We start from the raw sequence: 18762 nt of genomic DNA, 5'->3' as shown, positions 1-18762 counted from the left end.
CCTTTGTCGTTCAGGCGGCGCTGGCGGCGGTCGCGAGCAGGCGGGGCGCGTTCGACAGCACGATGCCGGCCGCGCCCCGCACCTCCGCCCGATCCCCCAGCTCACCGGCCACCACGGCCACCTGTCGCGCGCCCAGCGACAGCGCGTGCTTGCGGATGTTCCACCGGACGGGGGCCAGGATCAGCTCACCGGCGGCGGCCAGATCTCCGCCCACCACAACGAGTTCCGGGTCCACGAGTGTCACGACGGAGGCCAGCACGCGGCCGACGGCCTCACCGGCGTCCTCGATGGCCCGGGACGCCCCCGGGTTGCCCTCGGCGACCAGCCGCGGCAGGTCGAGCGGCGTCACGGGCTCGCCCCAGCTGCGGGCCAACAACTCCGCGACCGCCACCGGGCTGGCGACCGTCTCCAGACAGCCCCGGTTGCCGCAGCGGCAGATCCGCCCACCCGGCTCGGCCAGCAGGTGCCCGACCTCGCCGGCCAGGCCGCGGGCGCCGAGCATCAGTTGTCCGTCAACGACAATGCCCGCGCCGATGCCGGCGGACAGCCGCACGTACACCATGTCCCCGGTGTCGCGGGCGACGCCGTAGAGCCGCTCGGCCAGCGCGCCGGCGTTGGCGTCGTTGGTGACCATGCCGGCCAGCCCGGTGCGCCGCTCCAGCTCCCACGCCGGCCGCAGCCCCGCCCACGCCGACATGATCATCGACCGGCCCAGCTCGCCGCTGCGCTCCACCGGCGACGCGATGCCGGTGCCGATGCCGAGCACCCGTTCGACGGGAATGTCGTTGTCCAGCAACGCCTGCGCCACGAGGTCGGCGACCAGGTCCAGGGTCTGCGCCGGCTCCCGGTCCACCTCCTTGACCACGAACCGGTCCCACAGCGGCGTGCCGAGCAGGTCGCACAGCACCACTCGGACGTGCTGGTGGCCGATGTCCGCACCCAGTGCGTACGCCGCGGTCGGCACCAGCGACAGGCCCTGCGCCGGCCGGCCCGTCCGGCGGGTCTCGCCCGGCGGCTCGTCGTCCTCGCGCACCAGCCCGGCCGACATCAGGTCCGCGACCAACGTGGACACGGTCGCCTTGGACAGCCCGGTCCGCCGGACCAGCTCCACTCGACTGCTGTGCCCGGTGCGGTGCAGGGCCTGCAGCACCCGCAGCCGGCCCTCTTCCCTCAGGTTGAGCGGAGCCTGCGACATGCGGTCACGGTAACACCTTGACTTAGGTCAACTACCGGACAATCCTGAGCACCATAGTCCCACCGGGGCGCCATTTTGGGCTAAAACCAGCCATAGTGGCCTCGCCGCCAGCCCCGCACCAGCGCTTCTCCAACGACGGAGGCAGCCAAGTCATGCGGATAACGGCGACTGTGGCCTCGGCGTGCGCGGTGGTCTGCGCCCTCGCCCTGACCAGTGGCAGCGCGGCTGCCACCGATCCCGTTCCGATCTACAAGGACACCCACTACTCGTTCGCCGAGCGCGCGGCCGACCTGGTGTCCCGGATGACGCTGGAGGAGAAGGTCCGCCAGCTCTCCACCAACAGCGGGCCCGCCATCCCCAGACTCGGGGTGCAGCAGTACACGTACTGGAGCGAGGGCCAGCACGGCATCAACCGGCTCGGCGCGTCCACCAACCCCAACACCCCGCCGGACCAGGTGCACGCCACCAGCTTCCCGACCAACTTCGCGTCGAGCATGGCCTGGGACCCGGACCTGGTGTACCAGGAGACGACCGCGGTCTCCGACGAGATCCGCGGCTTCCTGGACAAGTCGCTGTGGGGCGTCAGCCCGAACAACATCGGCCCGGACGTCAACAACTACGGCTCGCTGACCTACTGGGCCCCGACCGTCAACATGGACCGCGACCCGCGCTGGGGCCGCACCGACGAGGCGTTCGGCGAGGACCCCTACCTGGTCGGGCAGATCGCCGGCGCGTTCGTCAACGGCTACCAGGGCAACAAGCCGGACGGCACGGCCGCCAACAAGTACCTGAAGGTCGCGGCGACCGCGAAGCACTACGCCCTCAACGACGTGGAGCTCAACCGCACCGGCATCAGCTCGGACGCCAGCGACGCCGACATCCGGGACTACTACACGGCGCAGTTCCGCGACCTGATCGAGGACGCGCACGTGGCCGGCCTGATGACCTCGTACAACGCGATCAACGGCACGCCGTCGGTGGCCGACACGTACACCACGAACGCCTTGGCCCAGCGGACGTACGGCTTCGGCGGCTACATCACCTCCGACTGCGGCGCGGTGGGCACGACCTACCGGCAGCCCAACGGCGGGCACAACTGGGCGCCGCCCGGCTGGACCACCGACGGCAAGGACGTCGGCGCCACCTGGACGAACACCGCGACCGGCCAGAAGGTTTCCGGCCCGGCCGGCGGCCAGGCGTACGCGCTGCGCGCCGGCACGGCGCTGAACTGCCCGGGCGAGGAGAACACGCTGCCCAACATCCAGGAGGCGATCAACGCCGGCGTGCTCAGCGAGGGCGTGCTGGACGCCGCGCTGGTGCCGGTGTTCACCATCCGGATGGAAACCGGCGAGTTCGACCCGGTCGGCAGCGTGCCGTACACGAAGATCACCAAGGACACCATCCAGAGCCCGGCGCACCAGGAGCTGGCCCAGAAGGTCGCCGACAACTCGTTGGTGCTGCTGAAGAACGACCACAGCGTGCTGCCGGTGAACGCCGCGAAGACGCACAAGGTCGTCGTGCTCGGCGACATGGCCAACAAGGTCACCCTCGGCAACTACTCCGGCCAGCCCAACGTGCAGGTCGGGGCGGTCGGCGGCATCAAGGCCGCGCTGCCCGGCGCTCAGGTGGTCTTCGACGCCGCGGGCACGTCCACCGGCTCGACCGGCCCGGCCACGCTGTCCGCGCAGACCCAGGCGGACATCAGGAGTGCCGACCTGGTCGTGGTTTTCGTCGGCACGGACGGTTCCGTGGCCAACGAGGGCCATGACCGCAGCACGCTGGCCCTGCCCGGCAACTACCACTCGCTGATCACGCAGGTCTCGGCGCTGGGCAATCCGAACACCGCCCTGGTCGTGCAGTCCGACGGCCCGGTCGTGCTCGACGACGTGCAGGGCAGCGTCCCGGCGATCCTGTTCTCCGGCTACAACGGACAGGCGCAGGGCGCGGCGCTGGCGGACGTGTTGACCGGCAAGCAGAATCCGAGCGGCCACCTCAACTTCACGTGGTACAAGGACGATTCTCAGCTGCCGCCGATGAACGACTACGGGTTGGCGCCGAAGGACACCGACGGGCTGGGCCGGACCTACCAGTACTTCACCGGCACGCCCAGCTACCCGTTCGGCTACGGGCTGAGCTACTCGACGTTCGGCTACTCGCCGGCGACGATCGACAAGTCGACGGTCAGCGCCGACGGCACCGTGAACGTCTCGTTCACCGTGACCAACACCGGCAGGACGGCCGGTGCCACCGTCGCGCAACTCTATGCGGCGCAACAGTTCACCGTGCCGAACGTGGAGCTGCCGATCAAGCGGCTGGCCGGCTTCAAGAAGACCGACGTGCTCAGGCCGGGGCAGTCGCAGAAGATCACCATTCCGGTGAGGATCTCCGATCTGTCCCAGTGGGACGGCGCGAAGCAGGCCGTGTACGACGGCGTGTACCAGTTCCAGGTGGCGTCGAACTCCCGTGACGTCGCGAGCAGCGTGAAGACCACGGTCACCGGGTCCATCACGCCGAAGATCGCCTACGTCACCGTGCAGCCGGGCGCGGTGGTGTACCGGGCCGGCGACACGATCGACCTGACCGGCAAGAACAAGTGGATCGCCGACGACACCGGCCAGCAGCACGCGGCCGCCGACGACATCGTCATGGCCGTGAACAACGACCAGTCCTTCGTGGACCTGTCCAAGGCCAAGGTCACCTACGCCACCAGCAATCCGGCGGTGGCCACGGTCGACGCCAAGGGCCTGGTCCGCGCCGCGGGCGACGGTGTCGCCACGATCAAGGTCACGGTCAACGGCGTCACCGGCACGGCGGTGATCGTCGTCGGGCACTCGCTGTCGCTGTCCATCCCGCCGATCGTCAAGGCCGGCAACAGCATCACCGCCACGACGACGTTCGCCAACGGTGGCAGCTCGGCGATCAGCAACGTCACGATGTCGGTCACCGCGCCGGCCGGCTGGACGGCGACGGCGACCTCGCCGGCCACCTTCCCGTCGGTCGGCGGCGGCCAGACCGTGAAGACGACCTGGCAGATCACCGCGCCGGCCTCGGCGGCGCCGGGGTCGTACCCGTTCGGCGCGACGGCGACCACAAGTGCCGGCACCAGAACGGATGTCGGCCAGGTGTCGGTGCCGTACCAGTCGCTTTCCGCCGCGTACAACAACGTCGGCATCAGCGACGACCACAACACCGGGGCTGCCAATCTGGACGGCGGCGGCCTGAGCTACTCGGCGCAGGCGCTGGCCGCGGCCGGCCTCACGTCGGGCGGCTCCGTGCAGCACGACGGCCTGACCTTCACCTGGCCGAACTCCGGCAACGGGCAGCCGGACAACGTGCTCACCGGCGGGCAGTCGGTGCTGTTGTCGGGATCGGGCAGCAAGCTGGGCTTCATCGGCACCGGTGACTCCGGCACACCGTCTGGTGGCGGCACCATTCTGTATACAGACGGCACCACACAGCAGTTCGCACTGGGCTTCAACGACTGGTGGCAGTCGCCGTCGATCCCCGGCGAGGACGTGGTGGCGGCGCTGCCGTACCTGAACAACGGCGGCGGGCAGCAGACACAGAAGGTCAACATGTACTACGCGTCGGTGCCGCTGCAGGCCGGCAAGACGATCTCCGTGGTGACCCTGCCCAACGTCACCTCGGTGGCCACGCAGGGACAGCCCAAGCTGCACGTGTTCGCCATCGCCGTCGGCTGACGGCGTCGAGACCGCCCCGCCCGGTCAGCGTCGACCGGGCGGGGCACCCGCATGCCCACAGGCGGCAGTGTCAAGATCTTGCGTTGGGAAGTCGAACTATTGCAGCTTTCCGTTCAGAAGCTTATGGTCGGTTCACTTCCTCCCATCGGCTTCCGAATGGACCCTGCCATGCGAAGCTTGAGAAGCCTGGTCGCCGTTCTGACCCTGCTCGTGGGCGCCCTGGTCGCCGCCCACGCCCCGACGGCGCTGGCCCGCAACGCAGCCGGACTCTCCGACAAGGTCCAGCTGTTCTACTACCCCTGGTACGGCAGCCCGACCGTGAACGGCAGCTACCGGCACTGGGACCAGGGCGGGCACACCCCGCCCGACGACATCGGCGCCAACTACTACCCCTCGCTCGGCCCGTACGACTCGGGCGACTTCAGCGGCGCGGTGGACCAGCAGATGACCTGGATCGCCCGGTCCGGCGCCGGCGTCATCATCTACAGCTGGTGGGGCCAGGGGTCCTATGAGGACGGTCTGGCCGCCGGCGTGCTGGCCGCCGCCGCGCGGCACGGCATCCGGGTGGCCTGGCACATCGAGCCGTACGGCAACCGGACCGCCGCCTCGGTCGCGTCCGACATCAACTACATCGACTCCCGCTACGGCGGCAGCCCGGCGTTCTACCGGGATCCCTCGCACGGCAACAAGCCGGCGTTCTACATCTTCGACAGCCTGAACATCACCGACTGGTCCAATTTGGACTCGGTGACCGGCGCCAACATCGTGCTCGCGCAGACCACCGACACGTCCAAGGTGGCGCACTTCAACGGCATGTACACCTACGACGGTATCGCCGCTGCCACCGCGCCGGGCTGGGCCAACGCCGGCGCGTACTGCCACGACCACGGCATGGTGTGGGCCCCGTCGGTCGCCCCTGGCTACATCGACGACCGCGCGGTGCCCGGCAACAGCACGCCGACCGTCAACCGCGACAACGGGGCCGAGTACGACAAGACGTGGAACAACGCGCTCGACCCGACCATCGGCGGCAAGCCGGACTGGGTCTCGGTGACCTCGTTCAACGAGTGGCACGAGGGCTCCCAGATCGAGCCGGCCAGCTCGAATCCGCCGGCCGGGCGCGGATATCTGACGTACAGCGGCGCGTACGGGCAGACCGGCACCGCCTCGTCGACGGCGTACCTGGACCGCACCAAGTACTGGGTCGACCGGTTCGACCCGGGCTCGATCGGCAAGTCGGACGTGAACCTGGCGCTGGGCAAGGCGATGAGCGCCAGCGCCTCGCAGGGCGGCTTCCCGCCGGGCAACGCCAACGACGGCAACGCCACCAGCTACTGGGAAAGCGCGAACAACGCCTTCCCGCAATGGCTTCAGGTCGATCTCGGAGCGTCCAACCCCGTCAACTCGATCACCCTGACACTGCCGCCCTCGACCGCGTGGGGTGCCCGCACGCAGACACTGACCGTCAGCGGCAGCAACGACGGCACCAACTTCTCGACCTTGGTGGGCGGCAACGGATACCGCTTCGATCCGGCCACCGGCAACACGGTGTCGATCTCGCTGCCGGGCAGCGCGCAGCGGTACCTGCGGCTGACCTTCACCGGCAACACCGGCTGGCCGGCCGGGCAGGTGTCGGAATTCCAGGTCTACGGCACGCCTTCCGCGCCGCCGCCGCCCGGGTCGCCGGAGCAGCGGGCGGACGCGTTGCTGGCGCAGATGACCACCGACGCGAAGCTGACCATGATGCACGGCGGGGCGTCCTGCGGCTACGGCGCCTGCGTGGATCCCATTCCCCGCCTCGGGATTCCCGGCCTGCACCTGCAGGACGGGCCGGCGGGTGTGGCCGACGGCGCTGTCGGCGTCACCCAGCTGCCGGCGCCGGTGGCCGGCGCGGCGACGTGGGACAGCGCGCTGATGAAGCAGTACGGCGGCGTGATCGGCGCCGAGGAGTGGGGCAAGGGCGCGAACCTCGTCCTCGGCCCGACGATCAACATCGTCCGGGACCCGCGCTGGGGCCGGGCCTTCGAGTCGCTGGGCGAGGACCCGTACCTGGCCGGCCAGCTCGGCGCGGCCGACCTGCAGGGCATCCGCGCGCAGGGGCCGATGACGCAGGTCAAGCACTACGCCGTCTACAACCAGGAGACCTACCGCAACACCCCACAGGACAACGCGATCGTCTCCGACCGGACCGAGCAGGAGATCTACCTGCCGGCGTTCCAGGCGGCCGTGCAGCAGGGCCAGACCGACTCGGTGATGTGCTCGTACGCGGAGATCAACGGCACCTTCGCCTGCGAGAACGGGCAGCTGCTGAACACGATCCTCCGGCAGCAGATGGGTTTCTCCGGCTTCGTCACCTCGGACTGGGGCGGCACCCACTCCACGATCCCGTCCGTCACCAACGGCATGGACATGGAGATGGACGGCAGCCAGTACTACGGCGCGCCGCTGACCCAGGCCGTGGCCAGCGGGCAGGTGTCGATCGCGACGATCGACAGCCGGGTGCGGGCCATCCTGGTGGCGATGTTCCGGGCCGGGCTGTTCGACCACTCCCCGACCGGCACGATCAACTCCGTCGTCACCAACGAGGCGCATGCTTCCGTTGCGCGACAGGTGGCACAGGAGGGCAGCGTGCTGCTGAAGAACAGCAGCTCCGTGCTGCCGCTGGGATCCGGTTCCATCGCCGTGATCGGTGACGACGCCGGGCAGAACGCCCTGACCGCCGGCGGCGGCTCCGCGCACGTCAACGCGCCGCACGTGGTCACGCCGTACCAGGGCATCAAGGCCCGGGCCGGCAACGCTTCCGTCACGTACTCGCAGGGCGTGGCCGCGCCGAACGGGGAGATCGTCGACCCGTCGTTCTTCGGCAACGGCCTCTCGGCCACCTTCTACAACGGCACCGGCCTGTCCGGGCCGCCCATCCTGACCAGGACCGATCCGAACATCAACTTCATCTGGGGCACCCAGTCGCCCACCACCGGCGTGCCCGCGACCAACTGGTCGGCCAAGTGGACCGGCACGCTGACGCCGCCCACCACCGGCACCTACACGTTCTCGCTGACCAGCGACGACGGCAGCCGGCTGTTCGTCAACGGGCAGCAGGTGATCAGCAACTGGGCCGACCAGCCGCCGACCACCAAGACCGGCTCGATCTCGCTGACCGCCGGCCAGCCCGTGAGCATCGAGGTCGACTACTTCCAGGACGGCGGCGGCAGCCAGCTGAACCTGGGCTGGCAGATCCCCAACCAGGACCTGTTGGGCCAGGCAGTGACCGCCGCCCGGGCCGCGTCGACGGCGGTCGTGTTCGTCAGCAACGCCGGCTCCGAGGGCGGGGACCTCCAGAACATCGACCTGTCGGCCGACCAGAACACCCTGGTCAGCCAGGTCGCCGCGGCCAACCCCAACACCATCGTCGTGGTCAACTCCGGGTCGGCCGTGACGATGCCGTGGGCCAACTCGGTGCGGGGCATCGTCGAGAACTGGTTCCCCGGCCAGGAGGACGGCGCCGCCATCGCGTCGCTTCTGTTCGGGGACACCAACTTCTCCGGCAAACTGCCGGTGACGTTCCCGAATTCGCTCAACGACGTGCCTGCCCACTCCGGGGCGCAGTGGCCCGGCCAGAACGGCACCGTGCAGTACTCCGAGGGCGTGAACGTCGGCTACCGCTGGTACGACAGCCAGCACGTGACGCCCATGTTCCCGTTCGGCTTCGGCCTTTCCTACACCACGTACGGCTACTCCAACCTGACAGTGTCCACTCCGGACAGCTCAGGCGCCGTGCAGGTCGGCTTCGACGTGACCAACACCGGGTCACGAGCCGGCACCGAGGTCGCCCAGGTCTACGTCGGCCAACCCGCGTCGACCGGCGAACCGCCGAACAGCCTGCGGGGCTTCACCCGGGTCACCCTCAACCCCGGCCAGTCCCAGCACGTTTCCCTCACCCTGGACGCCCGCAGCTTCCAGTACTGGAACAACGGCTGGACCAAGGCCACCGGCGCCAACACGATTCGTGTCGGCGGCTCGTCCCGCTCCCTCCCCCTGTCCGGCACGGTCACCATCTCGTGACCCTGCGCGGTGGCCGGCCGGCCCCCTTGTCCCGGCCGGCCACCCCCGCGAGTCACGTTCTCAGACAGACCGAATGTAGGTTTCCGGCACGCCCGATCGGGTGAGCCGGAAACCTACAATCGGTGTGCCCCAGAGCGTGACTCGCCGGGGTTCAACGGCGTTTGGGGAGGGGGATGGTGGTGAGGTCGACGGCGAGGTGGATCTCGCCCTTGAACTCCAGGGCGGCTTCCTCGCGGAAGCGTTCGGCCTCCTCGTACGGGTAGCGCTGGGAGAAGTGGGTCAGGACCAGCTCCCGGGCGCCGGCCTCGGCGGCGAGGCGGCCGGCTTCGCGGGAGGTGAGGTGGTAGTAGGCGTGGGCCAGGTCCCGGTCCGCATCGAGGAAGGTCGACTCGGCGACGAGGAGATCGGCGTCCTGGGCCAGGGTGAAGGCACCGGGGCAGAGGCGGGTGTCCATGACGAAGGCGAACACCTGGCCGGGTCGGGGGACGCTGACCTCGTCGAGGGTGACCGTGCGGCCGTCGATCACCACGACGCCGGAGCGTTGGAGCTCGCTGATCAGGGGACCGCGAATGCCGAGGGAGGCCAGGCGATCGGGGAGCATGCGTCGGCCGTCGGGTTCGGCGAAGCGGTAGCCGTAGCAGTCGATACGGTGCTCCAGGGCGGCAACGGAGAGGTTGTCGTCGACGAGACCGTCCACATGCAACGGAACGGTGACGAGCTTTGCCCGCTCGTGGAAGGAAGTCGCGTAGCGGAGGCGGTCGAAGTACACCTGGCCGGAAGCCGGGTAGTAGCAGCGCACGGGATGCGGCACGTTGTCGAGGGACAGCCGCTGGATGGTGCCGGCGAGCCCGAGGCTGTGGTCGCCGTGGAAGTGGGTGACGCAGATCCGGGTGATCTCGGAGGCGGACCGCCCGGCCTGGATCATCTGCCGCTGCGTGCCCTCGCCGGGGTCGAAGAGGATGCCCTCGGCGTCGAAGCGCAGCAGGTAGCCGTTGTGGTTGCGGTGCCGGGTCGGCGTCTGGCTGGCCGAGCCGAGGACCACGAGTTCACGCTGGGACACCGGACCATCCTGACCAATCAGCAGCAGTCGTCGCCACGCCAATTCTCGATGCCCTCGCGCACGGCCAGGCCGGCGACGACGAGCGCGACGGCCGGGTCGAGCCACCACAGGCCGAACAGGGCGTTGCCGAGGAGGCCGAGCAGCACCGCCCCGGCGAGGTAGGCGCAGAGCAGGTTCTGGGTTCCTTCGCCCGCGGTCGCCCCCGAACCCAGCTGCGCGCCGAGTCGTTTCTTGGCGACGCCGAGCAGCGGCATGACGATCAGGCTGGCCACCGCGAGTCCGATGCCCGGCCAGCTCGGCTCCGGGCGTCCGGACAGCACGACCTCGACCACGATGTACGGCGCGAGCAGGAAAAACGTCACCGCCACGGCCTTGCGGGCCCGCAGCTCGGCCGCCTCGGAGAAGGTGCGGGCGCCGCTGAACCGCCAGATGACGATCACGCTGGCCAGGCCCTCGATCACCGAGTCGAGGCCGAACCCCAGCAGCGCCGCGGAATCCGCCGTCGCGCCGGCCCACAGCGCGACCGCGCCCTCGACAGCCATGTAGGCGAGGGAGAGCCAGGAGAGGAGACGGGCGCGGGCGGCGAGCTTCAGTCGCAGGTCGGACACGAGGTCACCGCCTCCCGGCCGCGGCGAGCAGGGAAAGGGCCGGGCAGGCTCAGTCGCAGGTCGGACACAGGGCCACCGCATTTCCCGTCGCCGCCAACACCGATTCGGCCGAGGCCAGCAGTTCCACCACCGAGGGCTGCGTCAGGCGGAACACCGAGGCGCGGCCGACCGGCTCGGAGTCGACGAGCTGGCAGCCGCGAAGGCAGGCCAGGTGCTTCGACACCGTGGACTGGGCCAGGCCGAGCGCGGCGACGAGGTCGGTGACCCGCGCGGGTCCGACGGCGAGGCGTTGCAGGATGGCCAGCCGTGCGGGATCGCCCAGCGAGCGGAACAGGGCCGCCGCCGGCAACAGATCCATCCGCGTCGATGTCATCGTCACTGGGCGATGCTAGCACGCGGAGGTAGACCTCCAGCGCGCTCGAAGTTCTACCGTGGGCACATGGCCGTCGAACTGAACCACACCATCGTCCCCGCCTCCGACCCCCACAAGTCCGCCACGTTCCTGGCCGAACTGCTCGGGGTGGCCGCGCCGGTCACGTTCGGGCCGTTCCAGGTGGTCACGCTGGACAACGGCGTCAGCCTCGACTTCATGCGCGTGGACGGCGAGATCGGCTCGCTGCACTACGCGTTCAAGGTGTCCGACGACCAGTTCCAGCCGATCTTCGACCGCATCCGCGCCGCCGGCCTGCCCTACTGGGCCGACCCGCACCGCCAGCAGCCCGGTGAGATCAACACCAACGACGGGGGCCAGGGCGTGTACTTCCCCGACCCCGACGGGCACAACCTGGAGATCCTCACCCGCGACTACGGCAGCGGCTCGTGAGGGATGGCGTGGAGGGCCCGCCGACAACGAGAGGCCCCACGCACATGATCGACTGAGATCAAGCCGCCCGCACTACACCGGCTCGCCGATCCGGGCGCGGAGTTGGCGGGTGTCGCGCGGCAGGTTCCAGCCGACGACGCCGGTGACGCGACCATCCTCCACGTACAGCGCGGCGAAGCGGCCGGCGCCGACATCGCCGGCGGCGACGGTAGGAGCCGCGCCCTCGGGGAAGGTGCCGTACGCCTGGATCTTGACGTCGTACTGGTCGGTCCAGAAGTACGGGATCGGCGCATACGGCGCGCCCTTGCCCAGCAAAGTCCTGGCCGCGGCCATGCCCTGCTCGGTGGCGTTCATCCGGTGCTCGACCCGGATCCGCCGACCGTGTACGGGATGGGTCCACGACGCGACATCGCCGGCGGCCACGACGTTGGGGGCGGCCCGGCAGAGGGAGTCGCAGTCGACGCCGTCGGTCAGGGACAACCCGCTGCCGGCCAGCCACGAGGTATTGGGCACGGAGCCGATGGCGACGAGCACGACGTCGGCGGGAAGCACGGTGCCGTCGGCCAGCTCCACGCCGGAAACCCGGCCGGAACCCACCAGCCCGGTGACACCGACGCCGAGGCGCATCCGCACGCCGTGGTCGGCGTGCAGCTTGGCGACGAGACCCCCGAGCCACGGCCCGAACTGGCGGATCATGGGCGCGGGCAAGGGATCGACGACGGTGACGTCCGCTCCCATGGCCGACGCCACGGCGGCCACCTCGGAGCCCATGAAGCCGGCCCCGACGATCACCACCGACCGCGCGGCGGCCAACTCCGCCTTGAACGCCAACGCGTCCGGCAGGGTCCGCAGGGTGTGCACGCCGGCCAGGTCCTGACCGACCGGCAGCCGCCGCGGCGTGACGCCGGTGGCGATCACCACCTTGTCGTACGGCAGTGAGTCCCCGGTGGACAGTGCCAGCCGACGGCCCCCGACGTCCAGCCCGACGGCCCGCACACCCAACATCCACTCGACATTGTCCATAGTGGACGGAAGAGTGATCTTCGACGGTTCCCATTCGCCGGCCAGGATCTGCTTGGACAGCGGCGGCCGGTCGTACGGCATGTGCTCCTCGTCGCCGATGACCGTCAACGGCCCGTCGTAGCCCTCGCGGCGCAGCGTCTGGGCCGCGGTCAGGCCCGCGGCCGACGCCCCGACAACCGCGATCACCGCTCGGCCAGCTCGATGGCCAGCGCCGGGCAGACCCGGGCGGCCAGCCGGACGTCGTCGTGCAGCTCGGCCGGCGGGAACTCCTGCAGCAGCACGACGACGCCGTCCTCGTCGCGCTGGTCGAACACGTCCGGGGCGAGCAGCACGCACTGCCCGGCGCCGACGCACTTGTCCTGATCGATGACAACCTTCATGGCCAGAAGTCCTTACCAGGTAACGGGAAGCGAGTGGACGCCGTACACGATCGCGTCGTGCTTGAACTGGATCTCCTCGAACGGGATGGCCAGCTCCAGCGTGGGGATCCGCCGGTACAGCGTGCTGTAGACGACCTGCAGCTCCATCCGGGCCAGCGGCTGGCCGAGGCACTGGTGCACGCCGTAGCCGAAGGCGATGTGGTGCCGCGCCTGCCGGTGGATGTCGAGCCGGTCGGGCTCGGGGAAGGCGGCCTCGTCGCGGTTGCCGGCGTCGTTGGCCAGGATGACGCCCTCGCCGGCGCGTACCAGCTGGCCGGCGACCTCGACGTCCTCGGTGGCGACGCGGCGTCGCCCGGTGTGCACGATCGTCAGGTACCGCAGCAGTTCCTCGACCGCGTTGGCGATCAGCTTCGGGTCGTCGGTGTCGCGGAGTTCGGCCAGCTGCGACGGGTGCTCGAACAGGGCGACCGTGCCCAGCGCGATCATGTTGGCGGTGGTCTCGTGCCCGGCGATGAGCATCAGCGTGCCCATGTCGGCGACCTCGGTCCGAGTCAGCTCGCCGCGGGCCAGCTGATCGGTGACCAGCCGGCCGATCAGGTCGTCGGTCGGCTCCTTCTCCTTGGCCGCCATCAGGTCCAGCAGGTACTCGCGCAGCTCGTCGCCTGCCTTGACCGCCTCCTCGAGGAGCGTGCTGCGGGAGACCAGCTTCTTGCTGCGGGCCTGGAAGAAGTCGTGGTCGGCGTACGGCACGCCGAGCAGCTCGCAGATCACCAGCGACGGCACCGGCAGCGCGAAGTCGGTGACCAGGTCGGCCGGCTTGTCCCCGGCGAGCATGTCGTCGATCAGGCCGTCGACGATCTCCTGCACGCGCGGCCGCATCGCCTCCACCCGCTTGATCATGAAGTTGCGGGTGAGCATCTTGCGGTGCCGGTCGTGCTCGGGGTCGTCCATCGCGATGAACGACCGGGTGTTCTCACGCCGGGCCAGCACCGCGGCCGACTGCGCCGGGAAGCCGGCCTTGCGGGCGTCGGCGCTGAACCGCTGGTCGGCCAGCACGGCCCGTTGCGCTTCGTAGCCGGTGATCAGCCACGGGGTGCTGCCGTCCCAGATCCGCACCCGGCTGATCGGCTCCGCCTCGCGCAGCCGCGGCGGCGGGTCGAAGGGGCATTTCGCGGCCCGGTCCATGGGGAAGGCCGGCACCGTTTCGGTCCCGGGCAAGGTATCGGTCACTGTGACCCCCAGTTACCAAACGATCGTTCGCTGACTTCGGCAGCATAGCGCCATTTGGTTGCACTATCCAACTAGTAACGGTGTGCGAGTGACCTGCGTCACTCCGTGACGAGTGAGATCAGCTCGTCGACGAACTCCAGGACCAGCGGCTCCTGGGTGGGGTCCTCGGTGGCGTGCCAGAGCGCGACCCGGCCGTGCGCGCCGACGAAAACCATCACCGCGGCACGCCGCGCCGGCACCCGCAGCCGCACCCCGGCCCGTTCGCAGCGCTCGAACGCCGAGATCATCTGCGTCACGATGTCGATCAGCGGCCCGCTGCGCGAGATCGGCCGGTTGTTGAGCATCAGCCGGTAGTGGCCGGGGCTGTCCAGCGCGAACCGGCAGTACGCCTTCATCTGCGCCCGCACCCGGTCCAGCACCGCCTCCGGCGGACACTGCTCGTCGGCCGCGGTCATGGCCGCCGACAGCTGCTCGTAGTCGTAGGCGACCAGGCCCTTGACCAGCGCGGCCTTGTCGGCGAAGTGCTGGTAGATGCTGGCCGGCGCGATGCCCGCCGCCCGCGCCACGCCCCGGATGGTCAGCCCCTGCTCGCCGCCCAGCTCGGACAGCAGGCGCGCGGCCGCGTCGAGGATCTCCAGGCGCAACCGCTCACCCTGCCCCCACGGGTTGCGCACGCGGTGCGAGGTCTCGGCCACGAGGCACTGTAACCGCTACGGCCGCATCTGTCGGAGGATCAGCGCGGCCTGCACACGGTTTCGCACGCCGAGCTTGCCCAGCAGCGCCGACACGTAGCTCTTCACGGTCGCCTCGGTCAGCCCCAGCTCGGTGGCGATCGCCGCGTTGGACCGCCCGCCGGCGATCAGGTCCAACACCTGACGCTCCCGTGTGGACAGTCCTCGCAGCAAATCGTTGTCCGGCATCGCGTTGCCGCGCAGCCGAGGCAGCAGGGCGGCGGCCACCCTGGGGTCGAACACCGCGCCGCCGGCGGCCAGGTCGAGCACCGCCCGCACCAGGCTCTCCGGCTCCGCGTCGGCGAGCAGGAACCCTTGGGCGCCAAGGTCGATCGCCCGGTTCACGGCATCGTCCACAGCGGACGCCGCCAGCACCGCGACCGGCGGCCCGCCGTCCAGGCCTCGCAGCGCCGACACGTCACTGACCAGCACGACGTCCGGCCACTGCGCACGCACCACTGCCGGCAGCTTCGGCCCGGGGTCCACCTCGGCGACGACCTCGACCCGGCCGCCGGCCTCCAGCAGCAGGCGCAGGCCGGCCCGCAGCGCGGCGTCGTCCTCGGCGAGCACCACCCGTACCGGCATGCGCTATCCCTTGCGGGGCTTGCGCTCTCGCACCCGCACCGAGATCTGGATCGGTGTGCCGACGAAGCCGAACTGCTCGCGCAGCTTGCGCTCGATGAACCGGCGGTAGCCGGCCTCCAGGAAGCCGGTGGTGAACAGCACGATCGTCGGCGGCCGGGTCTGCGCCTGCGTAGCGAACAGCACCTTGGGCTGCTTGCCGCCGCGCACCGGCGGCGGCGTGGCCGCGATCAGGTCGGACAGCCACGAGTTCAGCGTGCCGGTCGGGATCCGGGAGTCCCACGAGGTCAGCGCCGTGCGCAGGGCCGGGGCCAGCTTGCGCACCGAGCGGCCGGTCGCCGCGGAGACGTTGATCCGCTGCGCCCACGGCACCCGGACCAGGCCCCGCTCCAGCTCCTTCTCCAGCTGGTAGCGGCGGTCCTCGTCGACCAGGTCCCACTTGTTCATGGCCAGCACCAGCGCCTTGCCGGCCTCCACCACCATGGTCAGCACCCGCAGGTCCTGCTCGGCGATCGGCTCGCTGGCGTCCAGCAGCACGATCGCCACCTCGGCCGCGTCGATGGCGGCCTTGGTGCGCAGCGACGCGTAGTACTCGGTGCCGCTGGCGAAGTTGACCCGCTTGCGCAGGCCGGCGGTGTCGACGAAGCGCCACACCTCGTCGTCCAGCTCGACCAGCGAGTCCACCGGGTCCACGGTGGTGCCGGCGACCGAGTCGACCACCGCGCGCTGCTCGCCGACCAGCCGGTTGAGCAGGCTGGACTTGCCCACGTTCGGCTTGCCGACCAGGGCGACGCGGCGTGGGCCGCCGATGCGCTCCGCGTAGTCGTCACGCGGGGTTTCGGGCAGCGCCTCGAGGATGGCGTCGAGCAGGTCGCCGGAGCCGCGGCCGTGCAGGCCGCTGACCGGGTGCGGCTCGCCGAGGCCCAGCGACCACAGCGAAGCCACGTCGCCGAGCAGCCGGTCGTCGTCGACCTTGTTGGCGACCAGCAGCACCGGCCGCTTGGACCGGCGCAGCACCTTGGCCACGGCCTCGTCGGTAGCGGTCGCGCCGACGGAGGCGTCCACCACGACCAGCACGGTGTCCGCGGTCTGCATAGCCAGCTCCGCCTGCTTGGCCACGGAGGCTTGCAGGCCGCTGGCGTCCGGCTCCCAACCGCCGGTGTCCACCACGGTGAACTTCCGACCGCTCCACAGCGCGTCGTAGGCGACACGGTCACGCGTCACGCCGGGCGTGTCCTGGACGACCGCCTCACGACGGCCCAGGATCCGGTTCACCAGCGTCGACTTGCCGACGTTCGGCCGACCGACGACGGCGAGCACCGGCTGCGGCACCGCACCGTCGTCCGAGTCCCGCTGCTCAGCGCCCCCGTCCACGAGGGCCCACTCGGCCTCGTCGGTCCAGGTGCCGTCCAACTCACTCACGCCTCGTGCTCCTTGCTTGTGCTCGCCGGCGGGCGACCTGCCCGCAGGCGATCCAGTTCGGCGACGAGGTCGGCCAGCTCGACCCGGACCCGCTCGGTGGCGGCGGTCAGCGCGGCACGGCCCTTGTCGGCCGGAAGTTCGAACGGCTTGCCCACCAGCACGTCCACGCGCGGGCGGAAGCGGCGCCTGGTCACGCCGGCCGGGCGCAGCGTGCCGCGGCAGGCCACCGGCAGCACCACCGCGCCGGACGTGCGGGCCAGCCAGGCGGCGCCGTTGTGCGCCGCGTCGACGTCGCCGGCGCCGCGCGTGCCCTCGGGGAAGATGCCGACCATGCCGCCGGCCTTGAGCACCCGCACCGCCGTCATCAGCGGCGCCCGGTCCGGCTCGCCGCGGCTGATCGCGATCTGGCCGATGCGCGGCAGCAGGAAGCCCAGCGGGCCCTTGAACATCTCCCGCTTGATCAGGAAGACCGGCCGCCGCGGGGACACCGCGAACAGCACCGGGCCGTCCACCATCGTGCTGTGGTTGGCGATCATCAGCACCGGGCCGGTCCGCGGCACGTTCTCCAGGCCGTGCGCCCGCAGCCGGTAGAACGGCACGAAGATGAAGGTGCCCAGCCAGCGGGCGAACTCGTGCAGCCAGGGCAGCGAACCGTCGGGAAGGTCAGTGCTCACGTGCGCTCCCGGTCGGGACCGCGAGCAGGCCGCGGTCCTCGACCATCGCCAGCAGCTCCGCGAGCACGCCCTGCAGGTCCAGGTGCGTGGTGTCCAGCTCGACGGCGTCGTCCGCGGCCTTGGCCGGGGACACCGCGCGGGTCGAGTCGTACGTGTCGCGGCGGCGCACGTCGGCCAGCGTCGCGTCCACCGTCGACTGCCGGCCCGCGGCCGCGTCCTGCCTGCTCCGGCGCTCGGCGCGGGCCTGCGCCGACGCCGTCAGATACACCTTCAGGCCGGCGTCCGGCGCGACCGTGGTGCCGATGTCACGGCCCTCGACCACGATGCCGCCGGCCTCGGCCAGCGCGGTTGCGATGATCGACCGCTGCTGGGCGACCAGCTGCGCCCGCACCTCGGGCACCGCCGACACCGGGGACACGGCGGTGGTGACCTCCTGGCCACGGATCTCCGCGCTGACGTCGTCACCGTCCAGCGTCGTGGCCTGCGCCTGCGGGTCCGTGGTGACCTTCAGCTCGGCGCCGGCGACGACGTCCCGCACCTGGTCGGTGTCCGTCGGGTCGACGCCCGCGCGCAGCACCGCCAGCGTCGCCGCCCGGTACATCGCGCCCGTGTCGAGGTAGCGGGCGCCCAGCCGCGTCGCGAGCCTGCGGGCGACGGTGGACTTGCCGGTGCCGGAGGGCCCGTCCAGGGCCACCACACCACGCAGCTCGCCGCGTTCCACCGTAACGCCTCCCGAAGTCGCCGACCGTCCAGCACCATTCTGCCTGGTGCCCCGGCCGATCAACGAATCAGGGACAGCTGTCGGGTTCCCCGAGGCTGCTCCCCGAGGCTCGGAACGGACCGTTCCTCTACTCGGAGTTTGGGAAAGGTCCGTTCACAGCTTCGGCTCAGTGCGGGAGGTCGGTGCGGAGGGCGGCCGCGCCCCGGAGGTAGGCGTGCTTGATCTCGGCGCGGGTGAGATCGGTCTCCACGTGGGCGAGCAGCCGGATGACCCGCGGCATGGCCCCGGTCACGTCGATCTCGGTCGCCGACAGCAGCGGCACGTCGGCCAGCCCGGCCATCCGCGCCGCGTACGCCGGGAACTCGCACTTGATGTCCGGGGTCGCGGTGAGCACGACGCTGATCAGGTCGTCGGGCACCAGCCCGTTCCGCTTGAGCACCTCGTCGACCAGCTCCGCGGTCGCCTCGAGCACCTGTTCCCTCTCGTCGGCGTCGATCTGCGTCGCGCCCCGCACTGCCCGCACTGCCATGCCCCGACCCTAACCGACGTC

Annotated in this window: 16 protein-coding genes; 3 read left to right on the top strand and 13 right to left on the bottom strand. The window is 70.5% G+C overall.

All coding sequences use genetic code 11. From position 1 onward, the window contains the following. Positions 1 to 10: 10 nt before the first annotated feature. On the bottom strand, positions 11 to 1195 hold the full coding sequence (locus BJ998_RS30690) for an ROK family transcriptional regulator (protein ID WP_184866811.1): 1185 nt from the start codon (positions 1193 to 1195) through the stop codon (positions 11 to 13). A 152-nt stretch (positions 1196 to 1347) separates the two neighbouring features. Here BJ998_RS30690 and BJ998_RS30685 point away from each other — a divergent pair, with 152 nt between their 5' ends. Together BJ998_RS30685 and BJ998_RS47765 are read left to right on the top strand one after the other, a co-directional pair. Beyond that, positions 1348 to 4896: a glycoside hydrolase family 3 C-terminal domain-containing protein gene (locus BJ998_RS30685; RefSeq protein ID WP_184866810.1), complete on the top strand. Its 3549-nt coding sequence runs from the start codon at positions 1348 to 1350 to the stop codon at positions 4894 to 4896. A 168-nt stretch (positions 4897 to 5064) separates the two neighbouring features. After that, positions 5065 to 8958 (top strand): glycoside hydrolase family 3 C-terminal domain-containing protein, encoded by a 3894-nt coding sequence (locus tag BJ998_RS47765; protein WP_246488690.1) that lies wholly within the window; start codon positions 5065 to 5067, stop codon positions 8956 to 8958. A gap of 151 nt (positions 8959 to 9109) precedes the next feature. Here BJ998_RS47765 and BJ998_RS30675 read toward each other — a convergent pair whose 3' ends face one another. Genes BJ998_RS30675 through BJ998_RS30665 form a run of 3 tightly spaced genes read right to left on the bottom strand, consistent with a single transcriptional unit; the run spans position 9110 to position 10999 of the window. Continuing rightward, on the bottom strand, positions 9110 to 10018 hold the full coding sequence (locus BJ998_RS30675; protein ID WP_184866808.1) for a ribonuclease Z: 909 nt from the start codon (positions 10016 to 10018) through the stop codon (positions 9110 to 9112). A 17-nt stretch (positions 10019 to 10035) separates the two neighbouring features. Next, on the bottom strand, positions 10036 to 10626 hold the full coding sequence (locus BJ998_RS30670) for a cation diffusion facilitator family transporter (RefSeq protein ID WP_184866807.1): 591 nt from the start codon (positions 10624 to 10626) through the stop codon (positions 10036 to 10038). A gap of 49 nt (positions 10627 to 10675) precedes the next feature. Continuing rightward, on the bottom strand, positions 10676 to 10999 hold the full coding sequence (locus BJ998_RS30665; RefSeq protein WP_184869055.1) for an ArsR/SmtB family transcription factor: 324 nt from the start codon (positions 10997 to 10999) through the stop codon (positions 10676 to 10678). Positions 11000 to 11065: 66 nt separating this feature from the next. On the opposite strand from BJ998_RS30665, the gene BJ998_RS30660 reads away from it, so the two are divergent. Continuing rightward, positions 11066 to 11449 (top strand): VOC family protein, encoded by a 384-nt coding sequence (locus BJ998_RS30660; protein WP_184866806.1) that lies wholly within the window; start codon positions 11066 to 11068, stop codon positions 11447 to 11449. A gap of 72 nt (positions 11450 to 11521) precedes the next feature. On the opposite strand, the gene BJ998_RS30655 is transcribed toward BJ998_RS30660, so the two are convergent. From BJ998_RS30655 to aroH, 9 genes are all read right to left on the bottom strand, one after another. Beyond that, a complete protein-coding gene (locus BJ998_RS30655) occupies positions 11522 to 12658 on the bottom strand; it encodes an NAD(P)/FAD-dependent oxidoreductase (protein WP_312890407.1) in 1137 nt (378 codons plus the stop codon). Continuing rightward, positions 12655 to 12852 (bottom strand): ferredoxin, encoded by a 198-nt coding sequence (locus BJ998_RS30650; RefSeq protein WP_184866805.1) that lies wholly within the window; start codon positions 12850 to 12852, stop codon positions 12655 to 12657. The genes BJ998_RS30655 and BJ998_RS30650 overlap by 4 nt, the downstream gene beginning before the upstream one ends. Positions 12853 to 12864: 12 nt before the next feature. Then, on the bottom strand, positions 12865 to 14037 hold the full coding sequence (locus tag BJ998_RS30645; protein WP_184869053.1) for a cytochrome P450: 1173 nt from the start codon (positions 14035 to 14037) through the stop codon (positions 12865 to 12867). A 143-nt stretch (positions 14038 to 14180) separates the two neighbouring features. Further along, positions 14181 to 14777 carry a TetR/AcrR family transcriptional regulator gene (locus BJ998_RS30640; protein WP_312890406.1) on the bottom strand — a complete coding sequence of 199 codons (597 nt, stop codon included), beginning with the start codon at positions 14775 to 14777 and terminating at the stop codon, positions 14181 to 14183. Positions 14778 to 14792: 15 nt separating this feature from the next. Beyond that, entirely contained in the window at positions 14793 to 15398 is a 606-nt protein-coding gene (locus tag BJ998_RS30635) for a LuxR C-terminal-related transcriptional regulator (RefSeq protein ID WP_184866804.1), read from the bottom strand. A 3-nt stretch (positions 15399 to 15401) separates the two neighbouring features. Beyond that, on the bottom strand, positions 15402 to 16817 hold the full coding sequence (gene der / locus BJ998_RS30630) for a ribosome biogenesis GTPase Der (RefSeq protein WP_184866803.1): 1416 nt from the start codon (positions 16815 to 16817) through the stop codon (positions 15402 to 15404). Beyond that, positions 16814 to 17491, bottom strand: coding sequence for a lysophospholipid acyltransferase family protein (locus tag BJ998_RS30625; protein WP_184866802.1), 678 nt, complete (start codon positions 17489 to 17491; stop codon positions 16814 to 16816). The genes der and BJ998_RS30625 overlap by 4 nt, the downstream gene beginning before the upstream one ends. After that, complete coding sequence (gene cmk / locus BJ998_RS30620) at positions 17481 to 18212, bottom strand: (d)CMP kinase (RefSeq protein ID WP_184866801.1); 732 nt, start codon at positions 18210 to 18212, stop codon at positions 17481 to 17483. The genes BJ998_RS30625 and cmk overlap by 11 nt, the downstream gene beginning before the upstream one ends. 166 nt (positions 18213 to 18378) lie before the next feature. Next, positions 18379 to 18741: a chorismate mutase gene (gene aroH / locus BJ998_RS30615; RefSeq protein WP_184866800.1), complete on the bottom strand. Its 363-nt coding sequence runs from the start codon at positions 18739 to 18741 to the stop codon at positions 18379 to 18381. Positions 18742 to 18762 lie beyond the last annotated feature (21 nt).

This window comes from Kutzneria kofuensis (assembly GCF_014203355.1).
GTDB classification, from domain to species: Bacteria; Actinomycetota; Actinomycetes; order Mycobacteriales; family Pseudonocardiaceae; genus Kutzneria; species Kutzneria kofuensis.
Note: the sequence above shows the minus strand (reverse complement) of the source record. Positions and strands in the feature narration are given on the sequence as shown.

Bases quoted from the DNA above. Each gene is read 5' to 3' on its own strand.
- BJ998_RS30665 (WP_184869055.1), bottom strand. From the start codon at position 10,999: ATGACATCGACGCGGATGGATCTGTTGCCGGCGGCGGCCCTGTTCCGC.
- BJ998_RS30690 (WP_184866811.1), bottom strand. From the start codon at position 1,195: ATGTCGCAGGCTCCGCTCAACCTGAGGGAAGAGGGCCGGCTGCGGGTG.
- BJ998_RS30650 (WP_184866805.1), bottom strand. From the start codon at position 12,852: ATGAAGGTTGTCATCGATCAGGACAAGTGCGTCGGCGCCGGGCAGTGC.
- BJ998_RS30685 (WP_184866810.1), top strand. From the start codon at position 1,348: ATGCGGATAACGGCGACTGTGGCCTCGGCGTGCGCGGTGGTCTGCGCC.
- BJ998_RS30635 (WP_184866804.1), bottom strand. From the start codon at position 15,398: ATGCCGGTACGGGTGGTGCTCGCCGAGGACGACGCCGCGCTGCGGGCC.
- BJ998_RS47765 (WP_246488690.1), top strand. From the start codon at position 5,065: ATGCGAAGCTTGAGAAGCCTGGTCGCCGTTCTGACCCTGCTCGTGGGC.
- BJ998_RS30660 (WP_184866806.1), top strand. From the start codon at position 11,066: ATGGCCGTCGAACTGAACCACACCATCGTCCCCGCCTCCGACCCCCAC.
- BJ998_RS30645 (WP_184869053.1), bottom strand. From the start codon at position 14,037: ATGGACCGGGCCGCGAAATGCCCCTTCGACCCGCCGCCGCGGCTGCGC.
- aroH (WP_184866800.1), bottom strand. From the start codon at position 18,741: ATGGCAGTGCGGGCAGTGCGGGGCGCGACGCAGATCGACGCCGACGAG.